The organism is Pseudozobellia thermophila, assembly GCF_900141855.1.
GTDB classification, from domain to species: Bacteria; Bacteroidota; Bacteroidia; order Flavobacteriales; family Flavobacteriaceae; genus Pseudozobellia; species Pseudozobellia thermophila.
Genome location: NZ_FQYU01000006.1, coordinates 53,702 through 76,017, shown reverse-complemented (window position 1 = coordinate 76,017; position 22,316 = coordinate 53,702). Strand labels below are relative to the sequence as shown.

Below are 22,316 nucleotides of genomic sequence, written 5' to 3'. Positions count from 1 at the left end.
CAACCTCGAATGAAAAGGAGAAAATTCTTAAAAAATTCAGGCCTCACCGCTGCCGGGGCCCTTTCCGCACCTATTCTCTCGTCGTACAGCAATGAAATGGAGGAAAGCAACAAAGACGTTAAAAAAGCAGCCGTTCGCCCCATTACCGTTTGCACCTGGAACTTTAAAAACGCCACGGCCAAATCGTGGGAGGTCTTGCAAGCCGGAGGCTCTTCATTGGATGCCGTCGAACAGGGCGTTCGCGTGGAGGAGGCCGATGTTACCAATGAAACGGTCGGCAAGGGAGGAAGGCCCGACCGCGACGGCAACGTTACCCTTGACGCCTGTATCATGGACAAGGACGGTAACTGTGGCTCGGTGGTTTACCTGCAGAACATCGCACATCCGGTATCGGTGGCCAGAAAGGTAATGGAAGAGACCCCCCACATCATACTGGCAGGAAGGGGCGCCGAAAAATTCGCCTACGAACAAGGCTTTAAGAAAGAGGACCTGCTTACCGAGAGTACCCGTAAGCAATACGAAGAGTGGAAAAAAACCTCTAAATACGAAACCACCATCAATATCGAAAACCACGATACCATAGGCATGCTGGCCATTGACAAAAACGGGGACATTGCCGGCGCCTGCACGACCAGCGGCATGGCCTATAAAGTGGCCGGAAGAGTGGGCGACTCCCCCATTATCGGTGCCGGCCTTTTTGTAGACAACGAAGTGGGCGGGGCTACCGCCACGGGCGTGGGCGAAGAAGTGATCCGCACCGTAGGCAGTTTCTTGATCGTCGAGTTGATGCGCCAAGGTATGAGTCCGCAAAAAGCCTGTGAAGAAGGCGTCAAGCGCATCATGAAAAAGAACAAGGACAGAAAGGACTTCCAAATCGGCTTTTTGGCCATCAACAAACAAGGCGAGACGGGCGGATATTGCGTACACCCCGGCTTCACCTACCGACAGTACACCGAGGCCGGACACGAAAATGTTCCGGTCAACAGTTTTTATCAGAAAAACTAGGCCGCAAAACAACCTCAAAAAGAGCGGGCACAACCTGCTCTTTTTGTTTTCTTTTCGAGAAGTACCGTATTTTTTTACAGGTTTTCCTATTTTGTATTTCTAACTTCGCACTATAAACACAGAACACATGTCCGATCAAAAAAGACTTTTTCTATTAGACGCATATGCGCTGATTTTCCGTGGATATTACGCCCTTATAAAGAACCCCAGGATCAATTCCAAAGGAATGGACACCAGTGCCATTATGGGTTTTATGAATTCTCTTTTTGATGTGATCAGACGTGAAAAACCCGACCACCTCGCCGTTTGTTTCGACAAGGGCGGAAGTGCCGAGCGTACCGAACTTTTCCCTGAATACAAGGCCAACAGGGACGAAACCCCCGATGCCATCCGCATTGCGGTGCCCTATATTCAAGACATTCTTAAGGCCATGCATATTCCCTCGGTCGTTCTGGAAGGCTGGGAAGCCGATGATATCATAGGTACTTTGGCCAAACAGGCCGAAAAGGAAGACTATAAGGTATATATGGTAACCCCCGATAAGGATTTTGGGCAATTGGTATCCGAAAACATCTTTATGTACCGCCCTGCCAGAATGGGCAACGGCATCGAAATTTGGGGCATTCCCGAAGTCCAGAAACGTTTTGGCGTCGAACGCCCCGAACAGGTGATCGATTACTTGGGCATGATGGGAGACGCCAGTGACAACATTCCCGGGTTACCCGGTGTGGGCGACAAGACCGCCAAAAAATTCATTGCCCAGTTTGGCTCCATGGAAGGACTTCTTGAAAATACCGACCAGCTAAAGGGCAAAATGAAGGAAAAAGTGGAAGAGCACAAAGAGCTCGGCCTGCTTTCCAAAAAACTGGCCACCATCTGTACCGATTGCGATGTTACCTTTGATGCCAAGGACTATGAATTGTCGGTACCCGATGCCGAAAAAGTACAGGAAATTTTTGAGGAGCTCGAATTTAGAAGGCTCAAGGACCAATTCATAAAATTATTTTCCCAAGAAGAAGCAGCCGACCCATCACAAGAAAATGGCACCCCTACCACAAAAAAAGCATCTTCATCGGCAGGCAGCGGCCAGTTTTCCCTGTTTGGAGGCGACGGGGCATCACCGGCCACCATCAAAGACAGCTCGAGCCGAAAAACCATTAAAGACGTGGCGCACGCCTATCAAAGTGTGACCCCGGGGATGGCCATGAAACTCTTTCTCCAAAATTTGATGAAGCAGACCTCGGTATGTTTTGATACGGAAACCACCTCGATCAACCCCTTGGAAGCCCACTTGGTCGGTATCGCCTTTTCATGGGAAGCTACCAAAGGTTTTTACATTCCTTTTCCTGAAGACAAAGAGGAAGCCCAACAGCTTATAGAACAACTACGGCCCTTCTTTGAATCGGAAGGTATCGAAAAAGTCGGACAGAACCTGAAGTACGACATCAAGGTGCTGCACAAATACAACATACAGGTCAAGGGAAAACTTTTCGATACCATGTTGGCCCACTACCTGATCAACCCCGATATGCGCCATAATATGGATGTGTTATCGGAAACCTATCTCAACTACACGCCTGTATCCATCACCGAGCTGATAGGCAAAAAGGGCAAGAACCAGTTGAACATGCGCGATGTTCCCTTGGAGCAACAAACGGAATATGCCGTAGAGGATGCCGACATTACGCTTCAGTTGGCAGCTCATTTTAGGCCCGAACTGGCCGAAGCCAAAACGGAAGACCTTTTTAACAATATAGAGATTCCACTACTGAGGGTTCTGGCGGATATGGAACTGGAAGGAATCAGGCTCGACGAAAAATTCCTGAACTCCCTGTCCGAAGACCTAAACAACGATATTAAAGACCTTGAAGGAAAAATTTACGAGGCCGCCGGTGAGGAGTTCAACATCGGATCACCAAAGCAATTGGGAGAGATCCTCTTCAACAAAATGAAATTGGTGGACAAGCCCAAGAAGACCAAGACAGGACAATATTCCACCTCGGAGGACGTACTTTCCTATTTGGCCAAAGACCACCAGATCATCAGGGACGTATTGGAATACCGTGGGCTGGCAAAACTTAAAAGCACCTATGTCGACGCATTGCCCGAGCAAGTACAGCCCGCCACCGGCCGCATACACACCGACTACATGCAGACCGTTGCCGCCACGGGCCGCTTAAGTAGTAACAACCCCAACCTCCAAAACATTCCGATACGGACCGAACGCGGTAGACAGGTGCGCAAGGCCTTTGTACCCAGGGACGAAAACTACGTTCTATTGGCCGCGGATTACTCGCAGATCGAATTGCGGATCATTGCCGCCCTAAGTGAGGAGACCACGATGATCGAAGCCTTTAAAAACGGTGAGGACATCCACGCCTCCACCGCTTCAAAAGTATTCAACGTACCTCTTGAGGAAGTGACCCGTGAACAGCGTAGCAACGCCAAAACCGTCAATTTCGGAATCATTTATGGCGTTTCGGCCTTTGGCCTCAGCAACCAAACGGACCTCTCGCGTTCGGAAGCCAAGGAACTCATAGATACCTATTACAAAACCTACCCGAAACTGAGAAACTACATCAGCGAGCAAATCGATTTTGCCCGCGAACACGGCTATGTGCAAACCGTTTTGGGCAGACGCAGGTATTTAAAGGACATCAACGGCAGCAATGCCATTGTACGCGGGGCGGCCGAACGAAATGCCGTCAACGCCCCTATTCAAGGAAGTGCCGCCGATATTATAAAAATAGCCATGATCAACATCCACAAAAAGCTTGCGGAGGGCAATTTTAAATCTAAAATGCTCTTGCAGGTACACGATGAATTGGTCTTTGACATCTATAAGCCCGAACTGGACGAACTTAAGACCATGATACAGTCCGAAATGCAAAATGCCTTTGAACTACCGGTTCCCTTGGACGTAGAGGTAGGCATAGGCCAAAATTGGCTCGAGGCGCATTGATTAGACCCCCGAGCCGTCAAACAGTGCAAGTGCCATGATAGAATTTAGACCTATCAACCATTTATCCACCCACTTAGACCGCCTCATCAAGGGGCAGCTATGGCTCAAGGTAATCGTAGGACTCGTATTGGGGGCCGGGGCCGGCGTTTTGCTCAATCCATCCACGGGACTTTTATCGGAAGAAATAAGCCTACGGTTGGCCGATTGGCTAGATCTGCCCGGCCAGATTTTTATGCGCCTCGTCCAAATGATCATGATTCCCCTGATATTTACCTCGATATTGACCGGAATCGTAAGCAACACCTCGGAGAACCTGAAATCTTTTGGCCTCCGCCTATTACTCTATTTTATTTTTACCACCGTCGTCGCCATAGTCCTAGGCTTAATCGTAACCCTCATCTTTAAACCTGGCCAATACGTATTGTCGTTGGGCGGATTTCCCCATAGCGATGACAGCCAAAGCATACCGGTGGAAGAGACCGACCTTATGGACAATATTCCGAATACAATCTCCAATCTCATACCCAACAATCCATTGGAGTCCATTCTAACGGGAGAGATGCTCGGCGTTGTGATCTTTACCATAATAATAGGTGTGGCCATTACCCAACTCCAGGACGAGATCGCAAGGCCCATTATCCGTTTTTCCGAAGCGGTGCAGAAAATATGCATGATCGTGGTATCGTGGGCCATGGCCCTGGTACCTTATGCCGTTTTCGGCCTCATAGCCGCCTTACTGTCCAGAACGGGATTCGAAATATTCTTGGGGCTCGGCTACTACATGGGGGTCGTGATCTTGGGGCTGATACTCTTGCTGGCCTTCTATTTGCTCATGGTCTTGGTAGTCGGCAAAAAAAGTCCCCTAAAATTCCTTAAAGCCATTAAGGAACCGCAATTATTGGCCTTCTCTACCGCCAGTTCGGCTGCCGTGATGCCTTTATCGATGAAGACGGCGGATGAAAAATTAGGAATTTCCTCCTATATCCGTGATTTTGTAATTCCCGTCGGGGCTACGATCAATATGGACGGAACGGCCCTGTTTCAATGTGTAACCACTTTGTTCATGGCCCAGGCCTATGGCATGGAACTGACCATCATGAACCTATTGCTGATCACGTTTACCGTTGTGGCGGCCTCTATCGGAACGCCCGCCATTCCGGGTGGCGGGGTCATCGTCCTTGCCTCGGTACTACAGGGTTCGGGGATACCCTTGGACGGCCTGATCGTCATCATAGGCATAGACCGCATTTTGGGCATGTTCAGAACTTCGGTAAACGTAACCGGGGACCTGACCGCCTGCCTCATCTTTAACAGGTTCTACGGAAACACATCGAACCAAGTCCCCTTGAAAAAACAAGAGTGAGTCTGGTGCACCGTTGTCAATTTTATAGAAAAACTGTTAAATCGCTCCTAATGTTAGACTAAAACGGACATATACTACGTTGTGTGATATACGTTACTAGGTACGGCTGACAAAGGAATGAAAAAGATACTGGTCTTATGGGTTTTAACGATGGGTGCAATCGCCATGGGCCATGGGCAATCGACCCCAAAGCCTTCCGACACCGCCACCTTTGAAAACGTAAAGGTCTTTCCCAATCCCGCCACGAACGTCGTCAACATTCTCGGACTCAAAAACAGCCGCAAGGCCGCTATTTCCATTTTCGACATCTATGGCAATTTGGCCCTATCGCGACAATGGGAAATTAGGCGCAACGCCGTTAACATACCCGTTAACACCCTAGCACCGGGAGCCTACATCATTACCATTCGTTCCGACGAACAACAAATACGCACCAAGTTCTACAAGAAATAAACGCTTAAGGAACAGTCCCCGCCCCCTATTCCACATTACACATCCACACGGCGATACGTAGCCGGTCCATCGATAAATCCCCTACGCCCTCGAAACCCCAACCTTGGCATCCAGACCTCAAGTTCCTTGCCGGAAGACCACAAAAGCACCGGTAAAAAACATCAAAAAATATTATTGAATAACCATTTGTAATTCAATAGAATTAGTGTACATTTGCAGCCCGTTTATCGGGATTGAAGTGTTTAATTAAAAAGTAACCGTAGTGGATACATTAAGTTATAAGACCGTTTCAGCCAATAAATCGACTGTTGAAAAGCAGTGGCTATTGGTTGATGCCGAAGGGGAAACTTTGGGCCGCATGGCTTCAAAAGTGGCCAAAATGCTAAGGGGAAAACATAAGCCGAGCTTTACACCACACGTAGATTGTGGTGACAACGTAATCATCATCAATGCCGAAAAGGTCGATATGACAGGCAACAAATGGCAAGATAAAGTCTATTTGAGGTACACAGGTTACCCTGGAGGACAGCGATCTACTTCCGCCAAGGAACTTTTGGCCAAAGACCCTGCCCGAATTGTGGAAAAAGCGGTCAAAGGAATGCTTCCCAAAAACAGATTGGGTGCCGAGCTTTTTAGAAACCTTAAGGTGTATGTTGGTGCCGAGCACAACCACGAAGCACAAAAACCAACGGTTATCAACTTAAAAGAATTCAAGTAATGGAGACTATTCACAAAATTGGAAGAAGAAAAACGGCTGTTGCCCGTGTCTATGTTTCCCCAGGTACAGGAAACATTACGGTAAACCAAAGGGATTTGAACGACTACTTTCCAACCGCTACACTTCAATACAAAGTAAAGCAACCTTTTGCTTTGACCGAAAATGAAGATGCCTACGATGTAAAGGTAAATGTATACGGCGGTGGAATTACCGGCCAGGCCGAGGCGATTCGCCTTGCCTTGTCGAGGGCCATTTGCGAAGTAGATGCCGAAAACCGTTCGATCCTTAAGCCCGAAGGCCTTCTTACCCGCGACCCGAGAATGGTGGAGCGTAAGAAATTCGGTCAGAAGAAAGCCCGTAAGAAATTCCAGTTCTCCAAACGTTAAGAAGAACAGCATACAAGGCGTCCTCCTTATTTGGGAGGATGCTTATTATATTTTTAACCCAAGTTCATTGAAAGTTCGCCGCTTGGCGAATAAATTAAGGCTATTTCCTTTGAGGGGAATGGTTATCGGGAGACCCTAAAGACACCCAAGTCGGCCGGGCACCGTTAGTTTAGCATCTAAATGTCAGAGGCTCTCCGATTGTTCCATAACAATTGGGGTACCACTCTATCATTGCCTATTCAACAGAACGTAAACTAAATTTAAAATGGCGAAAGTCGAAGTAAAACAATTATTGGAAGCCGGTGTGCATTTTGGCCACCTAACACGAAAGTGGAACCCTAACATGGCGCCCTACATCTACATGGAGCGCAATGGAATCCACGTAATCAACCTTTACAAAACCGTTGCAAAACTGGAGGAGTCGAAAGAGGCCCTAAAGAAAATTGCAGCTTCTGGACGAAAAATTCTTTTCGTCGCCACAAAAAAGCAAGCCAAGGACATTGTTGCCGAAAAGGTTTCAAACGTAAACATGCCCTACATTACGGAAAGATGGCCCGGCGGGATGCTGACCAATTTCGTTACCATTAGAAAGGCGGTAAAGAAAATGGCTTCCATCGACCGAATGAAAAAAGACGGTACGTTCAATACGCTATCTAAAAAAGAACGCCTACAAGTAGACCGTTTGCGTGCCAAATTGGAAAAAAACCTAGGTTCCATTTCCGATATGACCCGTTTGCCGGGCGCTTTGTTCGTCGTTGATACCATGCGCGAGCACATCGCCGTCAAGGAGGCCCAAAAATTGAACATCCCTATCTTTGCCATGGTCGATACCAACTCGGATCCCAGGGACGTCGATTACTTGATCCCATCCAATGACGATGCCTCGAAATCCATCGACATCATCATGACCCAAGTAACCGAGGCCATAGCCGAAGGCCTTGCCGAACGCAAATCTGAAAAACAGTCGGACAAGGAAGGTGCCGACGAGCCCAAAAAAGAAAAAAAGGCAGCCGTTGAGCCCACTCCCGAAACCGTGGAAACCAAGGCCCCTCCCGTTGTGGAAAAAACCCCAGAACCCAAGGTCGATGTAGAGGCCACCAAGGAAGAGGTAGCAAAATCAGATGCCGCAGGCGACGACCTGACCAAAATAGAAGGCGTTGGGCCAAAAGCCGCAGAGGCATTGGCCAATGCAGGCATGGCCACTTATGCAGACTTGGCAAAGGGCGACCCCGAGAAAATCAAGGAAATCTTGACAGAGGCAAGTTCCAGAATGGCCCACCTAGACCCCACATCCTGGCCAAAGCAAGCCCAGATGGCAGCCGATGGCAAGTGGGACGAGCTTAAGGAATGGCAAGACAGCGTTAAGGGAGGCGTCGAATAATCTATTATCCCAGAGAATTAAATATAACATAACATTGACCTGAAACTTTATAGAAAAAACGTTTCTACCTTCAGGCCAATTGCAAAACAGGAAATAAAATGGCAAAAATTACAGCCGCAGAAGTAAATAAACTTAGAAAGACCACAGGCGCAGGTATGATGGACTGCAAAAAAGCCTTGGTAGAAGCCGAAGGCGATTTTGACAAGGCAATCGAGATCCTACGCAAAAAGGGTCAAAAGGTGGCCGCCAAAAGAGCCGACAGGGACTCTTCGGAAGGTGCCGCCATCGCCAAGGTGAACGCAGACAAGACCGAAGGCGTGATCATCTCGCTAAATTGCGAAACGGACTTCGTTGCCAAAAACGATACTTTCGTTACCTTGGCGAACGATTTGGCCGATTTGGCCCTTAACTACGACAACAAGGAAGCTTTTTTGGCGGCCGACTTTAACGGTATGACCGTACAGGACAAGCTAACCGAGCAAACCGGTGTTATCGGCGAGAAAATAGAGATCGGCGGTTTTGAAAAATTAAGCGCCCCCTTTGTTGGCTCCTACATACATGCAGGAAACAAAATAGCCGTTCTTACCGGATTGTCAGCTGCCGTTGACGGTGCCGAAACTGCCGCCAAGGATGTTGCCATGCAAGCTGCAGCCATGAACCCCGTTGCCTTGAACGAAGATGGCGTTGACCAATCGGTTATCGACAAGGAAATCGAGATTGCCAAGGATCAACTTCGCCAAGAAGGGAAACCCGAAGCCATGTTGGACAATATCGCCAAAGGAAAACTGAAGCGTTTCTTTAAAGACAACACCTTGGTCAACCAAGCTTTTATCAAAGACAACAAGCAGAGCGTTGCCCAATACTTGAAATCGGTCGATCCGAACCTAGAGGTTACAGGATTCAAAAGAGTAGCATTGGGCTAAGCCCCTTGAAACAATAGATTACAAAAAAACCCGCTATCAAATAGCGGGTTTTTTAATTTTATGGCCCTTGGAAATTGCCTCCCAACGCACTTATTCGGACACAGGGCCGATCATCCTTTCAACCAAGCTTCCCTCAATCGGGCCTGCAGGTCACTTACACCCTCAACGGGAACTATGGTCTTGACCTGCAAGGTAGGCACACCGGCTTTTCCCTCCAAGGTAAGCTCCTCTCCCCCGCGTTCGACCACCATCGTAATGTCGGTATCGGGAGACCAGGTAAAACTTTGCCCTATAACGGCCCTTATGCCATTCAGGTCGATCGGGGTGCCGTTAATGCTTTTGATGATATCGCCGCCCTGGGCCCCCAGGTCATTGAAAAAACTGTTCTGCGCTATACCGGTCCGAATAAATACCGCATCGTTGTTGTCGGGATCGATATCTATAAAGGGAATTTCGCCATCGAGAAAATACCCGGTCTGTCTTTCGACCGTTTCGATTTTCAATCCGACCTTGGCAAAATACGCGTTGTAATCAATGGGCGTATCCCCTATCACATGGGTATCGAAAAAGTCCCTGATTTCAGGATAGGTCATGGCCACTATCTCATCGATCAACCGCTCATCGTCAAAGGGGGTATTGTTGCCGTACTTTTTGGAAAGTTCCTTCATCAACCACAACACGCCTTTTTCACCATTGCTCAAGCTCCTCAGTTCAATATCCAAGGCCATATTGATCAAGGCCCCTTTCTCATAGACATTGGCGTAATTTTTCTTGTAAGGCTCCTCCAAAATATTCTTGCTCATGACCGTAAACGACATTTGGTCGTCATAAGACTTGGCATTCTCGATTTTGTCAACGAGCCGCCCATAAAACCCGTTTTCGTCGATCAAGCCTTGCTGAACCTGAAAGAGGTTGGCAAAATATTCGGTGGTACCCTCGTACATCCACAAGTGCATAGACATTTTCGGGTCGTTAAAATCGAAGTACTGCACCTCTTTCGAATGCACGTTCAACGGGGTCACAATATGAAAGAACTCATGCGAAACAACATCGACCATGGCCTCCTCCAAGCGATCCTTGGGCAGGGCTTCCGGCAAGACCACGACTGTAGACGTATGGTGCTCCAAAGCCCCGAAACCCGAAGCATCGTCCGGGCCATAGGTAGATAGATAAAGCAGTATGTTATATTTTCTTGTTCCATCGATTTCTCCCAAAAAGGCCTTTTGAGCCCCCATCATTTGTTCCATACGGTCTCTAAGGTCGGCCGCGGTATACACCCCATTCGGCGAATACACGCTTATCGTAACCTCTATATCATTGATCTGAAAGGTTTCCGTATTGGGCTTGGTGTATTGAATGGGATTATCGATCACCTCAAAATACCGGTCGGCAACAAAAATGTCGGTCCCTTCCGGCGAAGCATCGGCCATTACTTTCCGCTGCAGGGAAGTAGTGGCCTCCAAACTGTCCGGATGCGAGACGACAAGCTCATAGGGCACTTCCTTCAACCCTTTGAAATAGCCCACAAAACCATGAAGGTTCAGCATAAAGTTCTCGCCGGCCAAAATATTGGTGCCGGCAGGCGAAAACACCTTGTCTTCGACCTCGTTTTCGGTATCGTAGGTATCGTTTACCCAATAGGTAAGCTTGTCCAAACTCCTTCCGTTTTCGATTTTCCAGGTATTATCGTCCTCCCTGGAGAAAACCAGTTCCCTTCCTTCATAATCAAAGGCCTTAAAGCCTTCTATGTACTTCCCATAATTGTCTTCGCTATAGGTGCCCGGTACCGTTTTCGGAATATGGAAAACCACCTCATCGGTAGAAAAGGCTCCCGGATCTACGGAGACCTTGACCTTGTCGTCTACCACATCATTCAAATCCAAAGCCACTAGAACAGGAGCCTTATCGGCTGTAAGCAAGGCCTTTGACGAGCCACAACCGTAAAGCAGCGCAACGGTCAAGAAAAAGATATAAAATCGCTTCATAAATAATTGGGTTAATCGTTTTAAAGGTGTTTTATCGGTAAAATCGCACAAGATTATAAAATTTAGTAGAATGGCCCACTATTATTAGGAAATAATTAAGGTTGACCTTATCTCGCACATCAACTGCCCGCCCTAACATTTTTTGATTATTTTTGCTGCAACGAAATTCGAATCGATGCAGTACAAAAGGATTCTTTTAAAACTTAGCGGCGAAGCGCTAATGGGCAAAAAACAATACGGGATAGACTCCGATCGCCTTGCGGAATATGCCGAAGAAATCAAAAATGTGGCCGAAAAGGGAGTGGAGATCGCCATAGTCATCGGCGGCGGCAACATTTTTAGGGGCCTTACAGGAGCTGCAATGGGAATGGACCGTGTTCAAGGCGACCACATGGGCATGTTGGCCACCGTAATCAATGGCCTGGCCCTACAGAGCGCCTTGGAGGCCAAAGGCATACAGACCCGCCTACAATCGGCCATACACATCAACGAGGTGGCCGAGCCCTTTATTCGAAGAAGGGCCATGAGGCATTTGGAAAAAGGCAGGGTGGTCATTTTCGGTGGGGGTACGGGAAACCCTTATTTTACCACCGATTCGGCAGCCGTACTCCGTGCCATTGAAATAGAGGCCGATGTTATCTTAAAGGGTACCCGTGTCGATGGAATTTACACCTCCGACCCCGAAAAAGACAAAAATGCCACTAAATTCGATTCGATTTCCTTCGCAGACGTTCTCTTGAAAGGACTAAAGGTGATGGACACTACGGCCTTTACCCTAAGCCAGGAAAACGAACTGCCCATCGTTGTTTTCGACATGAACAAAAAAGGCAATCTGACCAAGTTGGTCGAAGGAGAGAACATAGGAACTGTCGTTAACCTCTGACAGTACTAATTTGTGATATACGCTTAAATACTATTTGAACTATGAATGAAGAGGTACAGTTTATACTCGATTCCGCAAAGGAAAGCATGGAAGCCGCTTTAAAGCACCTAGAGAAGGAATTTGTAAAGATAAGGGCCGGCAAGGCAAGTCCAGCCATGCTGTCTTCCGTAATGGTCGAATACTACGGGTCGCAGACCCCGCTCTCACAAGTTGCCAATATCAATACCCCCGACGGACGTACCATTTCGGTACAACCTTGGGAAAAGAGCATGCTGCCCGAGATAGAAAAGGCCATTATCAACTCCAACTTGGGCTTCAACCCCATGAACAACGGGGAATTGGTAATCATAAACGTACCCCCATTGACCGAGGAACGTCGAATTCAATTGACCAAACAGGCCAAGGCGGAAGCGGAGGACTGCAAGGTCAGTATCAGAAGTGCCCGCCAAGAAGCGAACAAGGAAATCAAGGAGTTGGACGCCTCCGAAGACCTCCAAAAGAATGCCACGGTAGACGTACAGGAACTTACCAACGAGTACATTAAGAAAACCGATGACTTTTTGGCGCTAAAGGAGAAAGAGATCATGACCGTTTAACGAAAAAAGCGACTTTTTGGGGTCGCTTTTTTTACATTGTTCCCATTTCTACCGGTAGCCCTGTAAATTTACCCCTACCGTCAATATTTCAAGTCATCATTTTTAGGAACACACACGATCATTCAATACCTTTGCGCACGGTAAAAACCTACCATGGCAGCTAAATTCACGAAAAATTTTTGGGAAAGGACGGCGCGTATCATTCTTCGCAACCGAATTTTGATACTTTGCCTGATCGCGGCCCTTACCGTTTTCCTGGGCATGCAATGGGAGAACATGCGCTTTAGCAGCTCGCAGGCCAACCTCCTCCCCGACCATCACCCGGTCAACCTAAAGTACCAAGAATTTTTGGAACAGTTCGGTGAAGAGGGCAATGCCATTGTATTCGCCATTCGCGATTCCGCCCTGTTCACACCCGAGAACATCAACCGTTGGAACAAGTTCAGCAAGCAGCTCGTGGCTTTCCCGGAGATAGACTTCGTCCTGTCTTTGGACAACCTGCAAGAACTCAAAAAAGACAACGAAAACCAAGAATTTGAACTACGCCCCCTGATCAACGGAAAGGTCAGTACAAAAAAAGAGGTCGACAGCATCAAGAACCATCTTTTCGACGACCTCCCCTTTTACGACAAACTCCTTTTCAACAAGGAAAGTTCGACGATAAGGACCGTGGCGAACCTCGACAAGGATATCGTCAACACCACGGTAAGAAAAGACTTTATACTACAAGACCTTACCAACCTCGTCGAAGATTTCGAAGAGGAAACGGGCTTGAACGTCCATGTTTCGGGCATGCCCTACATCCGTACGATGAACTCCCAGAACATTATCGACGAGATCGGCAAGTTCATTCTGGCCGCCCTGGGCGTAACCTCGTTGATATTCTTCTTTTTCTTTAGAAGCTTTCGGGCCACCCTTATATCGATGTGCATCGTTATCATTGGTGTAATGTGGGCTTTCGGTATACTCGGACTGCTACAGTACGAAATAACGGTTTTGACCGCCCTAATACCTCCCTTGATCATAGTAATAGGAATACCGAATTGTATCTTTTTGATCAACAAGTACCAGCAAGAGGTAAAAAAACACGGCAACCAGGCCTTGTCGCTACAACGGGTCATTTCAAAAATCGGCAACGCCACATTGATGACCAATATGACAACGGCTTCCGGTTTTGCCACCTTTATCATAACCGATAGCCAATTGTTGAAGGAGTTCGGCATAGTAGCCTCGATAAACATCATAGGTATCTTTATCCTTTCCCTTCTGATCATCCCTATCATTTACAGCTTTTTATCGCTTCCCAAAACAAGGCACCTCAAGCACTTGAACAAAAAATGGATCGATGGTTTCGTCAATTGGATGGAAGGCATAGTTCGCCATCGCAGGATTACGGTCTACACCGTATCACTGATCCTTTTGATAACCAGTATAATCGGCATCTACCAAATAGAGATTTCGGGAAGCCCCATAGAAGACATGCCGAAAAACGCCCAGTTCTTCAAGGACATCCGCTTCTTTGAACAGGAATTTGACGGGATCATGCCGGTGGAAATAGTAGTCGACACCAAAAGGCCCAAAGGCGTTCTTAAACCTGCCAACCTGAGACGTATGGACCAGTTAAGCGAGGTCATTACGGAAATTCCCGAACTCTCAAGTCCCATTTCGATAGTGAACTTGGTAAAATATTCGAAACAGGCCTTCTACAATGGCATTCCCAAGTACTACCAACTGCCCACTTCGCAGGAGAACAACTTTATAATGAAAGTGGCCCAAAATTCGTCGGGCAACGAGAACCTATTAAAGAATTTTGTCGACAGTACCGGACAGACCGCCCGGATCACCACCTTTATGCGCGATGTAAAAACCGAACGCATGGAGCAAATAGAGGAAAGGCTTTTGGAGAACATCGACAAGTTCTTTCCGGCCGATCGCTTCGACGTTTATATGACGGGCAGCGCCCTTATCTTTTTGAAGGGTACGAAGTATTTGGTCAAGAACCTTATCCTGTCGTTGGCCTTCGCCATATTTCTTATCGCCATGTTCATGGCCTATCTGTTCCGCTCGTTTCGAATGATCGTCATCTCGTTGATCCCCAACTTATTGCCCTTGGTGATTACGGCCGGCGTCATGGGCTATGCGGGGGTACCCATAAAACCGTCGACCATTTTGGTCTTCAGTATCGCTTTTGGTATTTCGGTCGACGATACGATCCACTTTTTGGCCAAGTACCGTCAAGAGCTGATCGCCAACAAGTGGCACATAAAAAAGTCGGTTTATGCGGCCTTGCGCGAGACAGGGGTGAGTATGTTCTATACCTCCATAGTTTTGTTTTTCGGTTTTTCGGTCTTCATCATCTCCAGTTTTGGCGGTACGGTGGCCCTGGGCGCACTGGTCTCGGCCACTTTGTTGTTCGCCATGCTGGCCAACCTGATCTTGTTGCCATCGCTCTTGCTCTCATTGGAAAGGACGATAGCCAGTAAAAAAATACTCAAGAAACCCCAAATCGACATTCTGCCCAAAAAGGACTTGGACCGATAAGCCAAAACTTCACCGATTTAACTGGTCGCGAATCGGTTTGTTTTTAACCAAAAAGTTATCTTTGCGCTTCAATTTTCAAGTGACCTAACATGAAAGCTTACAGCGTAAAGGAACTGCTCAAAGGAAATCATTTATTACAGGAGGTAGCCGTGAACGGCTGGGTAAAGACATTTAGAAGCAATCGTTTTATCGCCCTTAACGACGGTTCGACCTTGACGAACATCCAATGTGTGGTAGACTTTGAAAAATTTGACGAAAAACTTCTCAAAAAAATCAACACCGGGGCGGCCATTAAGGTAACGGGCACCTTGGTAGAGAGCCTGGGCAAGGGCCAAAATGTGGAGATCCAGGCAAACGAAATAAAAATACACGGCGAGGCCGATCCCGAAGAATATCCCATACAGCCCAAAAAACACTCTTTGGAATTCCTGCGCGAAAAGGCGCACCTGCGCGTAAGGACGAATACCTTCGCGGCCGTAATGAGGGTTCGCTCGGCACTGGCATTCGCCATACACAAGTATTTTCGCGAGAACGGGTTTTACTACTTCCACGCCCCTATCATTACAGGTTCCGATGCCGAAGGCGCCGGTGAAATGTTCAGGGTTACGACCCTAAGCGACAAAAACCCCAAGTTAACCGAAGAAGGGGAGGTCGATTACAAAGAGGATTTCTTCGGAAAAGAGACCAACCTCACCGTATCGGGCCAATTGGAAGCCGAGGCCTACGCCATGGCATTGGGCAAGGTATATACCTTTGGGCCCACCTTCCGCGCCGAAAACTCGAACACCTCAAGGCACCTGGCCGAATTTTGGATGATAGAGCCCGAGATGGCCTTTTACGACCTGGATGCCAACATGGACCTGGCCGAGGACTTCATCAAAAGTGTTATCGGCTACGTCTTGGAGCATTGCCAAGAAGATCTTCAGTTTCTCGAAAAACGGTTGTTGGACGAAGAAAAAACGAAGCCCCAGGCACAGCGCAGCGATATGGCCCTGATCGAAAAGCTGAAATTCGTTTCGGAGAACAGTTTTAAAAGGGTCAGCTATACCGAGGCCATTGACATTTTGCGGAACAGCAAACCCAATAAAAAGAAAAAATTCCAATACCCCATTGACGAGTGGGGCGCCGACCTGCAAAGCGAACACGAGCGCTTCTTGGTCGAGAAACACTTTAAATGTCCCGTCATCCTGTTTGACTATCCGGCAAAGATCAAGGCGTTCTACATGCGACTGAACGAGGACGGAAAAACCGTGCGTGCCATGGACATCCTCTTTCCGGGAATCGGGGAAATCGTGGGAGGTTCGCAGCGCGAGGAACGACTCGACGTGCTCAAGCAAAAGATGGCCGACCTCAACATCCCCGAGGAAGAACTTTGGTGGTACCTCGACCTAAGAAAATTCGGTACGGCGGTGCATAGCGGTTTCGGGCTCGGTTTTGAGAGACTGGTGCTTTTCGCCACGGGCATGGGCAATATCAGGGATGTGATCCCTTTTCCCAGAACACCCCAAAACGCGGAGTTTTAACCAGAATTCGTTAACTTTATAAAGCCTGTTCAACAAAAGACCCCAATGCTAAAACAACACTTACAGTTCAAATTATCGCAGAAGCTATCGCCTCAGCAGATACAGCTGATGAAGTTGATCCAACTGCCCACCCAGGCATTCGAACAACGACTGAAGCAAGAATTGGAAGAAAACCCCGCATTGGAGAGCGGCAAGGAAGAATCGGACAATTTCGAGGACGAGTTTGCCGACCCCTATGAAAACGAGGAGGGCGAAGGGGAGACCATCAACACCGAGGACATCAATATAGACGACTACCTCAGTGATGACGAAATACCCGAATACCGCACCAAGGCCAACAACTATAGTGCCGACGACGAGGAAAAGAACGTACCCTATGCGGCCGGCATATCGTTCAACCAATACCTTTTGAACCAGCTCAACACCGTCTACCTAAGCGATGAAGAGTGGAACATCGCCGAATTTCTTGTAGGCAGTGTTGACGAAAGTGGCTATATACGCAGGCCACTTAGCGACATTTTGGACGACCTGGCCTTTACCCAAAACATTTACACCGATGAGGAAACCATCGAAAAGGTGCTCAAGATCGTCCAAAAACTCGATCCGCCGGGCGTAGCCGCACGTTCTCTCGAAGAATGCCTAATCATACAGCTCAAAAGAAAAGAAGCTTCTCCGACCATAGAATTGGCTATTTCCATATTGGAAAAGTCGTTCGAACAGTTCACCAAAAAGCACTTTAAAAAACTCCTGCAAAGGCACGACATCACGGAAGAACAGCTAAAGGGGGCCATTTCGGAAATCGAAAAGTTGAACCCGAAACCCGGCGGCTCCTATTCGGGCAACAACAGAATGATAGAGCACGTGGTACCCGATTTTTCCATCCGTATCGTCGATGGCGAACTGGAACTGTCGTTAAACGGCCGCAATGCCCCCGAGCTGCACGTATCCAAAGAATACTCCAATATGCTCAAGGGGTATAAGGACGCCAAGACCAAGTCGAAATCGCAAAAGGACACCATTCTTTTTATCAAGCAAAAACTCGATGCCGCCAAATGGTTTATCGATGCGATTCGCCAGAGGCAACAGACCCTGTTCATTACCATGAACGCGATCATGAACTACCAGAAGGAGTATTTTCTTACCGGTGACGAGCGCAATCTGCGCCCGATGATCCTAAAGGACATTGCCGATGAAATAGACATGGACGTATCGACCGTTTCGCGGGTGGCGAACAGCAAATACGTAGATACCCCTTACGGCACAAAACTGATCAAGGAATACTTTTCGGAGTCGATGAAAAACGACCAAGGGGAAGACGTTTCCACCAAGGAAATCAAAAAGATCCTGGAGACGGTAATCGGCGAAGAATCGAAAAAGAAACCCCTCACCGACGACAAGTTGGCGGCGATACTCAAGGAGAAGGGCTATCCCATTGCGAGACGTACCGTTGCAAAATACAGGGAGCAACTCGACATACCGGTTGCCCGATTGCGCAAACAAATTTGATGAGGTTTTTCTTAAAACTTATTTCCTATATATTCCACCCGCTGTTCATTCCCATGGCCGGCACCGCCGCCTATTTTATCACCACCCCCAAATACAGCTCGAGCGACATACAGAATGTCATACTGCTGCCCACCTTCATCTTAACGGTCATCATTCCGATAATCACCTATCTCATATTAAAAAATCTAGGCGTCGTGCATTCCGTTTTTATGCCCACGGCCAAAGAACGCAAATACCCCCTTTACATCAACATTTTATTGTTGCTTTTGGTTATCTACAAGGTGCTACCCAATTACTACGTGGCCGAACTTCATTTCTATTTTCTGGGTATCATAACCGCGTCCATGACCACGTTAATGCTTATCCTGATAAAGGTGAAGGCAAGTATGCACTTAATGGGCATGGGCAGTTTGCTCATGTTCTTGATCGGGTTGAGCATCCATTTCGAAATCAACATAACATTGGCCATCAGCCTTGTCACCTTCGCCACGGGGCTGGTAACCACGTCACGCCTTTATCTGAAGGCGCATTCCAAACCCGAGTTGCTGATCGGTTTTCTTATCGGCCTGCTTTCCCAACTGCTCATGATCCGCTTATGGTTATAGGTCCCAAGCAGAGGCGGGCCACTACAAAATATAAAAGACGATGCCCAATCGCAGTGGCTTGATATCGATAGGATCACCATCCAAATAGACATTATCGTCAAAGAGATTGCTTAAGGAATAATAGGCGTGCAGATTAAAGGTATTATAGCCAAAATTAAAGGTCAGCCCGTATTGGAACTTTCGTATATCGGTATTGTAAAAAGAGGTCTTCGCGCCTTCAGTCGGGACCAATTTTGAACGACTTCCGAGGGCATAACCCACTTTAAACCCGGTATAGACCCTCCAGAATTTGTAGGACACCTCGTTGGAACTTCGCCATCGAAACTCAAAGGGCACTTCGATCATATGGCTTTCGATCTTGTTGCGCTTAAAATCGGCCTCGTCGTCGATGATGAGATACCCGAAGTCTTCTTCAAGCTCAACTGCCTGCAAGTTGGAGTAATAGGAATACAGCCCGTAGCCCAATCCGAGCCCCAAGGCTACGGTGCGTCCGGCATTTATGGGCATGTCCTTTATAAACCCCATCTGTAGTCCGTACGACAGGTTGGATTGATTGACCACATCGGGCTTTTCCAACAAGAAATTATAAGTAAGACCGATATAAAACTGGTCTTCGAGGTATCTCGTGTCGAGGGCCACCGTATCGCCATTGGTTTGGGCCATGGCGCCCTGGGCCGTGAGCACCCACAAAAAAACTAGCAGACATTTCTTCATCACTGTAAAAATAGAAAAATAAAAAACGCCCCGAACCAAAGTCCGGGGCGTTTATTTATCTCTAAATACTATCTAACTATTGTAGGTTGTTGAATGCATCACCTTCATAAGTAGTATAATTTACCTTTAAGGCATTAACCTTTCTAAGTTCTTGCTTGATATCGGAAATCAGACCCATGTTTGCATTCTTATCGACCTTTAGGGCAGTGGTCAAAACGTTCTGCAGTTCCTGTGGCTTTTTGGCCCTTTCCTGAAGAATGTAATCCCCTACCGCCGAAGGGTCGGCGAACTTGTCGTTCAACTGGATCTTAGGCTCCTTACCGAATTGTGATATATACTGGGACGTAGGCGCTCCGACGTAGATGTAGATCACCCTATCCTTCTTTTCCAATTTTTTGGTCTCGCTGGCGTTGGGCAATACGTTCTCTACCTTAAGCGTACTGTCTTTCATAACCGTTACAGTCATAAAGAAGAATAATAACATGAAGACGATGTCTGGCAGTGAGGCCGTATTAACAGCCGGCAATCCAGCATCCTTTTTCTTTGCAAACTTTGACATATGTATTCTTGTTAAAACTGTTATTAATTACCTGAGCTGGTTTCGGCTTCGGAAAGTTTCTGCGGAAACAAATCCTGAATACGCTTTACCTTTTCCTTCAAATCCTCTTTTCTTGCAGGATCCGTCTCGGGATTAAGGTATTCAGCCTCCAAATCGGTAAAATCACGTTTAAAAAGGCGTTGTGCCTCCCGGTTCCTCAAATCGTTGTAAGCCCCTACCAGTTCGTTCTGCACCGTAATGTAGGTACTGTACTTGGTCTCCCTGTCATTTTTCAAAGAAATGATCGCCTTTGTAGGGTTATCGGAAGACTCGGGATTCTTTTGGCCCTTGCAATAGGTACAGGTACCATCGCCTCCATTATCCAAGAAGGCCTTGGCTTTCTCCCTCAAATTCTTGATGTCGACCAATTCGTCCTCGACCAACAATTGTCCGTTCTTGTTGATATTGACCTCAAAAATATTCTTTTGCTTAATAACAACATCGGTATCGGGCGGTTCAATCGGGGGCAACATACGGTCCAAACCAGCATCGGTCTCAATAGTCGTTGTTACCAAGAAAAATATCAGCAACAAGAATGCGATGTCTGCCATAGACCCGGCATTTACCTCTGGTGGTGCTCCTCTTTTTGACATAATGGTATATGTTTTAAATTATTTGATCATCTTTCTCACACCGCCCCAAAGCATAGCACCGACGGCTATAAGGGTAAGTATGAAGAAGACATTGATTCCCGCTCCAATCTGCCTGATGGTGCTTTCATCCGTTGTAATTCCCCTATCGGCCATTTCCTGGATGCTTACATCCGTACCATCGGCCATCACGTAACCAATGCCCAAGACCAAAAGAAAACCTACAATTACAAACAAGCTCTTTTTAAGGCTTGCCGGGTTGGCAAAGAGGTTCATCAAGGAGAATACCAAACTGAACAGTATAGCCACACCCAATAGGATATAGGTTATCGTAAACATGGTATTAAGCGCACCGTTATTCACCGCCTCGGTGACCGGCATCTCCGACTCCGGCAACATGAACCAAAGCACGGCACCTATCAAACCAACAACTACAAGCGCAATTTTTACAATTTTATGCATAATTATATGGGTTTAAGGTGTGCGACTTATTTTTTGTGGTCAACCAACATATCGATCAAAACGATGGAAGAATCTTCCATATCGTTGACTATACTATCGATTTTAGCAATGATATAGTTATAGAATATTTGAAGGATAATGGCAGTAATCAGACCAAATACGGTTGTCAATAACGCTACCTGGATATCACCCGCGATCAACGAGGCGCTCAAGTTACCTACCGCACTAATTTTCTGGAAGGCCTGGATCATACCGATTACCGTACCCATGAACCCAAGCATCGGCGCAATTGCGATAAAGAGGGTCAACCAAGACACGTTTTTCTCCAATTGCCCCATCTGGACACCACCGTAAGCCACAACGGCCTTTTCGGCAGATTCAACGCTTTCCCCGGCCCTATCCAAACCTTGGTAATAAATGGAAGCAACAGGTCCCTTTGTATTTCTACAAACCTCTTTTGCAGCCTCTACTCCACCAGAAGCCAAAGCGTCTTCAACTTGTTGCTTTAATTTAGTGGTGTTCGTGGTAGCCATGTTCAAATAGATAATTCTTTCGATAGCTACGGCCAAGCCCAAAATCAAACACAAAAGCACAATACCCATAAAGCCGGCACCACCCTGGATAAACATTTCTTTTAAGACCTGGGTAAAACCTTTTTCCGCTTCAGCGGGCGCATCTTGTAACATAGTCGCGGCAGTCGCCATTGCATTTACAGTATTTGTGCTCAATACAAACAACCCGCCCATGGCTAGGATAGAGGATAATTTTTTCATTTTTTCAAACTTAGATTAGTTATTTAATAGGGTTAAAGATAAAAAAAAATCGCAACAAAAAAAGTAAAACTTCAATGCTGTCGGCAAGCCCTCAGCTAAGTTCCCACAAGGTACGACAACTATATTCCAATACGAATACAATTGCCCCGAACTTTATGGATCGGAACTCGATTTTGACAGATTGAAATTAAACTTACAAATAATTATGGACCAAAGTACTTTTGACCAACAACTATTTTTTTGTCCTTGCAGAGAGGAAGGGATTCGAACCCTCGATACACTTTTGGTGTATACACACTTTCCAGGCGTGCGCCTTCGACCACTCGGCCACCTCTCTATATCTTAATCG

20 protein-coding genes and 1 tRNA gene are annotated in these 22,316 nt (G+C 47.1%); 14 read left to right on the top strand and 7 right to left on the bottom strand.

Going from position 1 to position 22,316, the window contains the following annotated elements; all coding sequences use genetic code 11:
- Positions 1-9: 9 nt before the first annotated feature.
- The 8 genes from BUB37_RS14825 (at position 10) to tsf (ending at position 9,191) form a co-directional block, all read left to right on the top strand.
- Positions 10-1,005: an isoaspartyl peptidase/L-asparaginase family protein gene (locus BUB37_RS14825; protein WP_072994609.1), complete on the top strand. Its 996-nt coding sequence runs from the start codon at positions 10-12 to the stop codon at positions 1,003-1,005.
- 127 nt (positions 1,006-1,132) lie between these two features.
- Positions 1,133-3,967, top strand: coding sequence for a DNA polymerase I (gene polA / locus BUB37_RS14820; protein ID WP_072994608.1), 2,835 nt, complete (start codon positions 1,133-1,135; stop codon positions 3,965-3,967).
- Between the two features lie 34 nt (positions 3,968-4,001).
- Positions 4,002-5,330, top strand: coding sequence for a dicarboxylate/amino acid:cation symporter (locus BUB37_RS14815; protein ID WP_072994607.1), 1,329 nt, complete (start codon positions 4,002-4,004; stop codon positions 5,328-5,330).
- A 117-nt stretch (positions 5,331-5,447) separates the two neighbouring features.
- Positions 5,448-5,783, top strand: a complete 336-nt coding sequence (locus BUB37_RS14810) for a T9SS type A sorting domain-containing protein (protein ID WP_072994606.1) — start codon at positions 5,448-5,450, stop codon at positions 5,781-5,783.
- Between the two features lie 262 nt (positions 5,784-6,045).
- Positions 6,046-6,501, top strand: coding sequence for a 50S ribosomal protein L13 (gene rplM / locus BUB37_RS14805; RefSeq protein WP_072994605.1), 456 nt, complete (start codon positions 6,046-6,048; stop codon positions 6,499-6,501).
- Positions 6,501-6,887, top strand: coding sequence for a 30S ribosomal protein S9 (gene rpsI / locus BUB37_RS14800; protein ID WP_072994604.1), 387 nt, complete (start codon positions 6,501-6,503; stop codon positions 6,885-6,887). The genes rplM and rpsI overlap by 1 nt, the downstream gene beginning before the upstream one ends.
- Positions 6,888-7,152: 265 nt before the next feature.
- Entirely contained in the window at positions 7,153-8,268 is a 1,116-nt protein-coding gene (rpsB, locus tag BUB37_RS14795) for a 30S ribosomal protein S2 (RefSeq protein ID WP_072994603.1), read from the top strand.
- A 98-nt stretch (positions 8,269-8,366) separates the two neighbouring features.
- A complete protein-coding gene (tsf, locus tag BUB37_RS14790) occupies positions 8,367-9,191 on the top strand; it encodes a translation elongation factor Ts (RefSeq protein ID WP_072994602.1) in 825 nt (274 codons plus the stop codon).
- A 110-nt stretch (positions 9,192-9,301) separates the two neighbouring features.
- Here tsf and BUB37_RS14785 read toward each other — a convergent pair whose 3' ends face one another.
- Entirely contained in the window at positions 9,302-11,176 is a 1,875-nt protein-coding gene (locus tag BUB37_RS14785) for a M61 family metallopeptidase (protein WP_072994601.1), read from the bottom strand.
- Positions 11,177-11,351: 175 nt separating this feature from the next.
- Here BUB37_RS14785 and pyrH point away from each other — a divergent pair, with 175 nt between their 5' ends.
- The 6 genes from pyrH (at position 11,352) to BUB37_RS14755 (ending at position 18,830) form a co-directional block, all read left to right on the top strand.
- Positions 11,352-12,059: a UMP kinase gene (gene pyrH / locus BUB37_RS14780; protein WP_072994600.1), complete on the top strand. Its 708-nt coding sequence runs from the start codon at positions 11,352-11,354 to the stop codon at positions 12,057-12,059.
- A gap of 41 nt (positions 12,060-12,100) precedes the next feature.
- Entirely contained in the window at positions 12,101-12,655 is a 555-nt protein-coding gene (gene frr, locus BUB37_RS14775; protein WP_072994599.1) for a ribosome recycling factor, read from the top strand.
- 153 nt (positions 12,656-12,808) lie between these two features.
- Entirely contained in the window at positions 12,809-15,196 is a 2,388-nt protein-coding gene (locus BUB37_RS14770) for an efflux RND transporter permease subunit (protein WP_072994598.1), read from the top strand.
- Between the two features lie 89 nt (positions 15,197-15,285).
- On the top strand, positions 15,286-16,719 hold the full coding sequence (asnS, locus tag BUB37_RS14765; protein ID WP_072994597.1) for an asparagine--tRNA ligase: 1,434 nt from the start codon (positions 15,286-15,288) through the stop codon (positions 16,717-16,719).
- A gap of 45 nt (positions 16,720-16,764) precedes the next feature.
- Positions 16,765-18,225, top strand: coding sequence for an RNA polymerase factor sigma-54 (gene rpoN / locus BUB37_RS14760; RefSeq protein ID WP_072994596.1), 1,461 nt, complete (start codon positions 16,765-16,767; stop codon positions 18,223-18,225).
- Positions 18,225-18,830, top strand: a complete 606-nt coding sequence (locus BUB37_RS14755) for a hypothetical protein (protein ID WP_072994595.1) — start codon at positions 18,225-18,227, stop codon at positions 18,828-18,830. The genes rpoN and BUB37_RS14755 overlap by 1 nt, the downstream gene beginning before the upstream one ends.
- Positions 18,831-18,851: 21 nt before the next feature.
- Here BUB37_RS14755 and BUB37_RS14750 read toward each other — a convergent pair whose 3' ends face one another.
- The 6 genes from BUB37_RS14750 to BUB37_RS14725 form a co-directional block, all read right to left on the bottom strand.
- The gene (locus BUB37_RS14750; protein ID WP_072994594.1) at positions 18,852-19,544 is read right to left on the bottom strand and encodes a porin family protein; all 693 of its coding nucleotides are present in this window, start codon (positions 19,542-19,544) and stop codon (positions 18,852-18,854) included.
- A 76-nt stretch (positions 19,545-19,620) separates the two neighbouring features.
- Positions 19,621-20,103 carry an ExbD/TolR family protein gene (locus tag BUB37_RS14745; protein ID WP_072994593.1) on the bottom strand — a complete coding sequence of 161 codons (483 nt, stop codon included), beginning with the start codon at positions 20,101-20,103 and terminating at the stop codon, positions 19,621-19,623.
- Between the two features lie 23 nt (positions 20,104-20,126).
- On the bottom strand, positions 20,127-20,735 hold the full coding sequence (locus tag BUB37_RS14740) for an ExbD/TolR family protein (protein ID WP_072994592.1): 609 nt from the start codon (positions 20,733-20,735) through the stop codon (positions 20,127-20,129).
- An 18-nt stretch (positions 20,736-20,753) separates the two neighbouring features.
- Positions 20,754-21,194 carry a hypothetical protein gene (locus tag BUB37_RS14735; protein WP_072994591.1) on the bottom strand — a complete coding sequence of 147 codons (441 nt, stop codon included), beginning with the start codon at positions 21,192-21,194 and terminating at the stop codon, positions 20,754-20,756.
- Positions 21,195-21,220: 26 nt separating this feature from the next.
- Positions 21,221-21,967 (bottom strand): MotA/TolQ/ExbB proton channel family protein, encoded by a 747-nt coding sequence (locus BUB37_RS14730; protein ID WP_072994590.1) that lies wholly within the window; start codon positions 21,965-21,967, stop codon positions 21,221-21,223.
- A gap of 249 nt (positions 21,968-22,216) precedes the next feature.
- Positions 22,217-22,304, bottom strand: a tRNA-Ser gene (locus BUB37_RS14725).
- Positions 22,305-22,316 lie beyond the last annotated feature (12 nt).

Coding starts and splice junctions, on each gene's coding strand:
- BUB37_RS14740 (WP_072994592.1), bottom strand. CDS start 20,735: ATGTCAAAAAGAGGAGCACCACCAGAGGTAAATGCCGGGTCTATGGCA.
- BUB37_RS14770 (WP_072994598.1), top strand. CDS start 12,809: ATGGCAGCTAAATTCACGAAAAATTTTTGGGAAAGGACGGCGCGTATC.
- BUB37_RS14730 (WP_072994590.1), bottom strand. CDS start 21,967: ATGAAAAAATTATCCTCTATCCTAGCCATGGGCGGGTTGTTTGTATTG.
- rpoN (WP_072994596.1), top strand. CDS start 16,765: ATGCTAAAACAACACTTACAGTTCAAATTATCGCAGAAGCTATCGCCT.
- polA (WP_072994608.1), top strand. CDS start 1,133: ATGTCCGATCAAAAAAGACTTTTTCTATTAGACGCATATGCGCTGATT.
- BUB37_RS14755 (WP_072994595.1), top strand. CDS start 18,225: ATGAGGTTTTTCTTAAAACTTATTTCCTATATATTCCACCCGCTGTTC.
- rpsI (WP_072994604.1), top strand. CDS start 6,501: ATGGAGACTATTCACAAAATTGGAAGAAGAAAAACGGCTGTTGCCCGT.
- rpsB (WP_072994603.1), top strand. CDS start 7,153: ATGGCGAAAGTCGAAGTAAAACAATTATTGGAAGCCGGTGTGCATTTT.
- BUB37_RS14735 (WP_072994591.1), bottom strand. CDS start 21,194: ATGCATAAAATTGTAAAAATTGCGCTTGTAGTTGTTGGTTTGATAGGT.
- BUB37_RS14810 (WP_072994606.1), top strand. CDS start 5,448: ATGAAAAAGATACTGGTCTTATGGGTTTTAACGATGGGTGCAATCGCC.
- BUB37_RS14825 (WP_072994609.1), top strand. CDS start 10: ATGAAAAGGAGAAAATTCTTAAAAAATTCAGGCCTCACCGCTGCCGGG.
- BUB37_RS14750 (WP_072994594.1), bottom strand. CDS start 19,544: ATGAAGAAATGTCTGCTAGTTTTTTTGTGGGTGCTCACGGCCCAGGGC.
- pyrH (WP_072994600.1), top strand. CDS start 11,352: ATGCAGTACAAAAGGATTCTTTTAAAACTTAGCGGCGAAGCGCTAATG.
- BUB37_RS14745 (WP_072994593.1), bottom strand. CDS start 20,103: ATGTCAAAGTTTGCAAAGAAAAAGGATGCTGGATTGCCGGCTGTTAAT.
- frr (WP_072994599.1), top strand. CDS start 12,101: ATGAATGAAGAGGTACAGTTTATACTCGATTCCGCAAAGGAAAGCATG.
- tsf (WP_072994602.1), top strand. CDS start 8,367: ATGGCAAAAATTACAGCCGCAGAAGTAAATAAACTTAGAAAGACCACA.
- BUB37_RS14815 (WP_072994607.1), top strand. CDS start 4,002: ATGATAGAATTTAGACCTATCAACCATTTATCCACCCACTTAGACCGC.
- BUB37_RS14785 (WP_072994601.1), bottom strand. CDS start 11,176: ATGAAGCGATTTTATATCTTTTTCTTGACCGTTGCGCTGCTTTACGGT.
- asnS (WP_072994597.1), top strand. CDS start 15,286: ATGAAAGCTTACAGCGTAAAGGAACTGCTCAAAGGAAATCATTTATTA.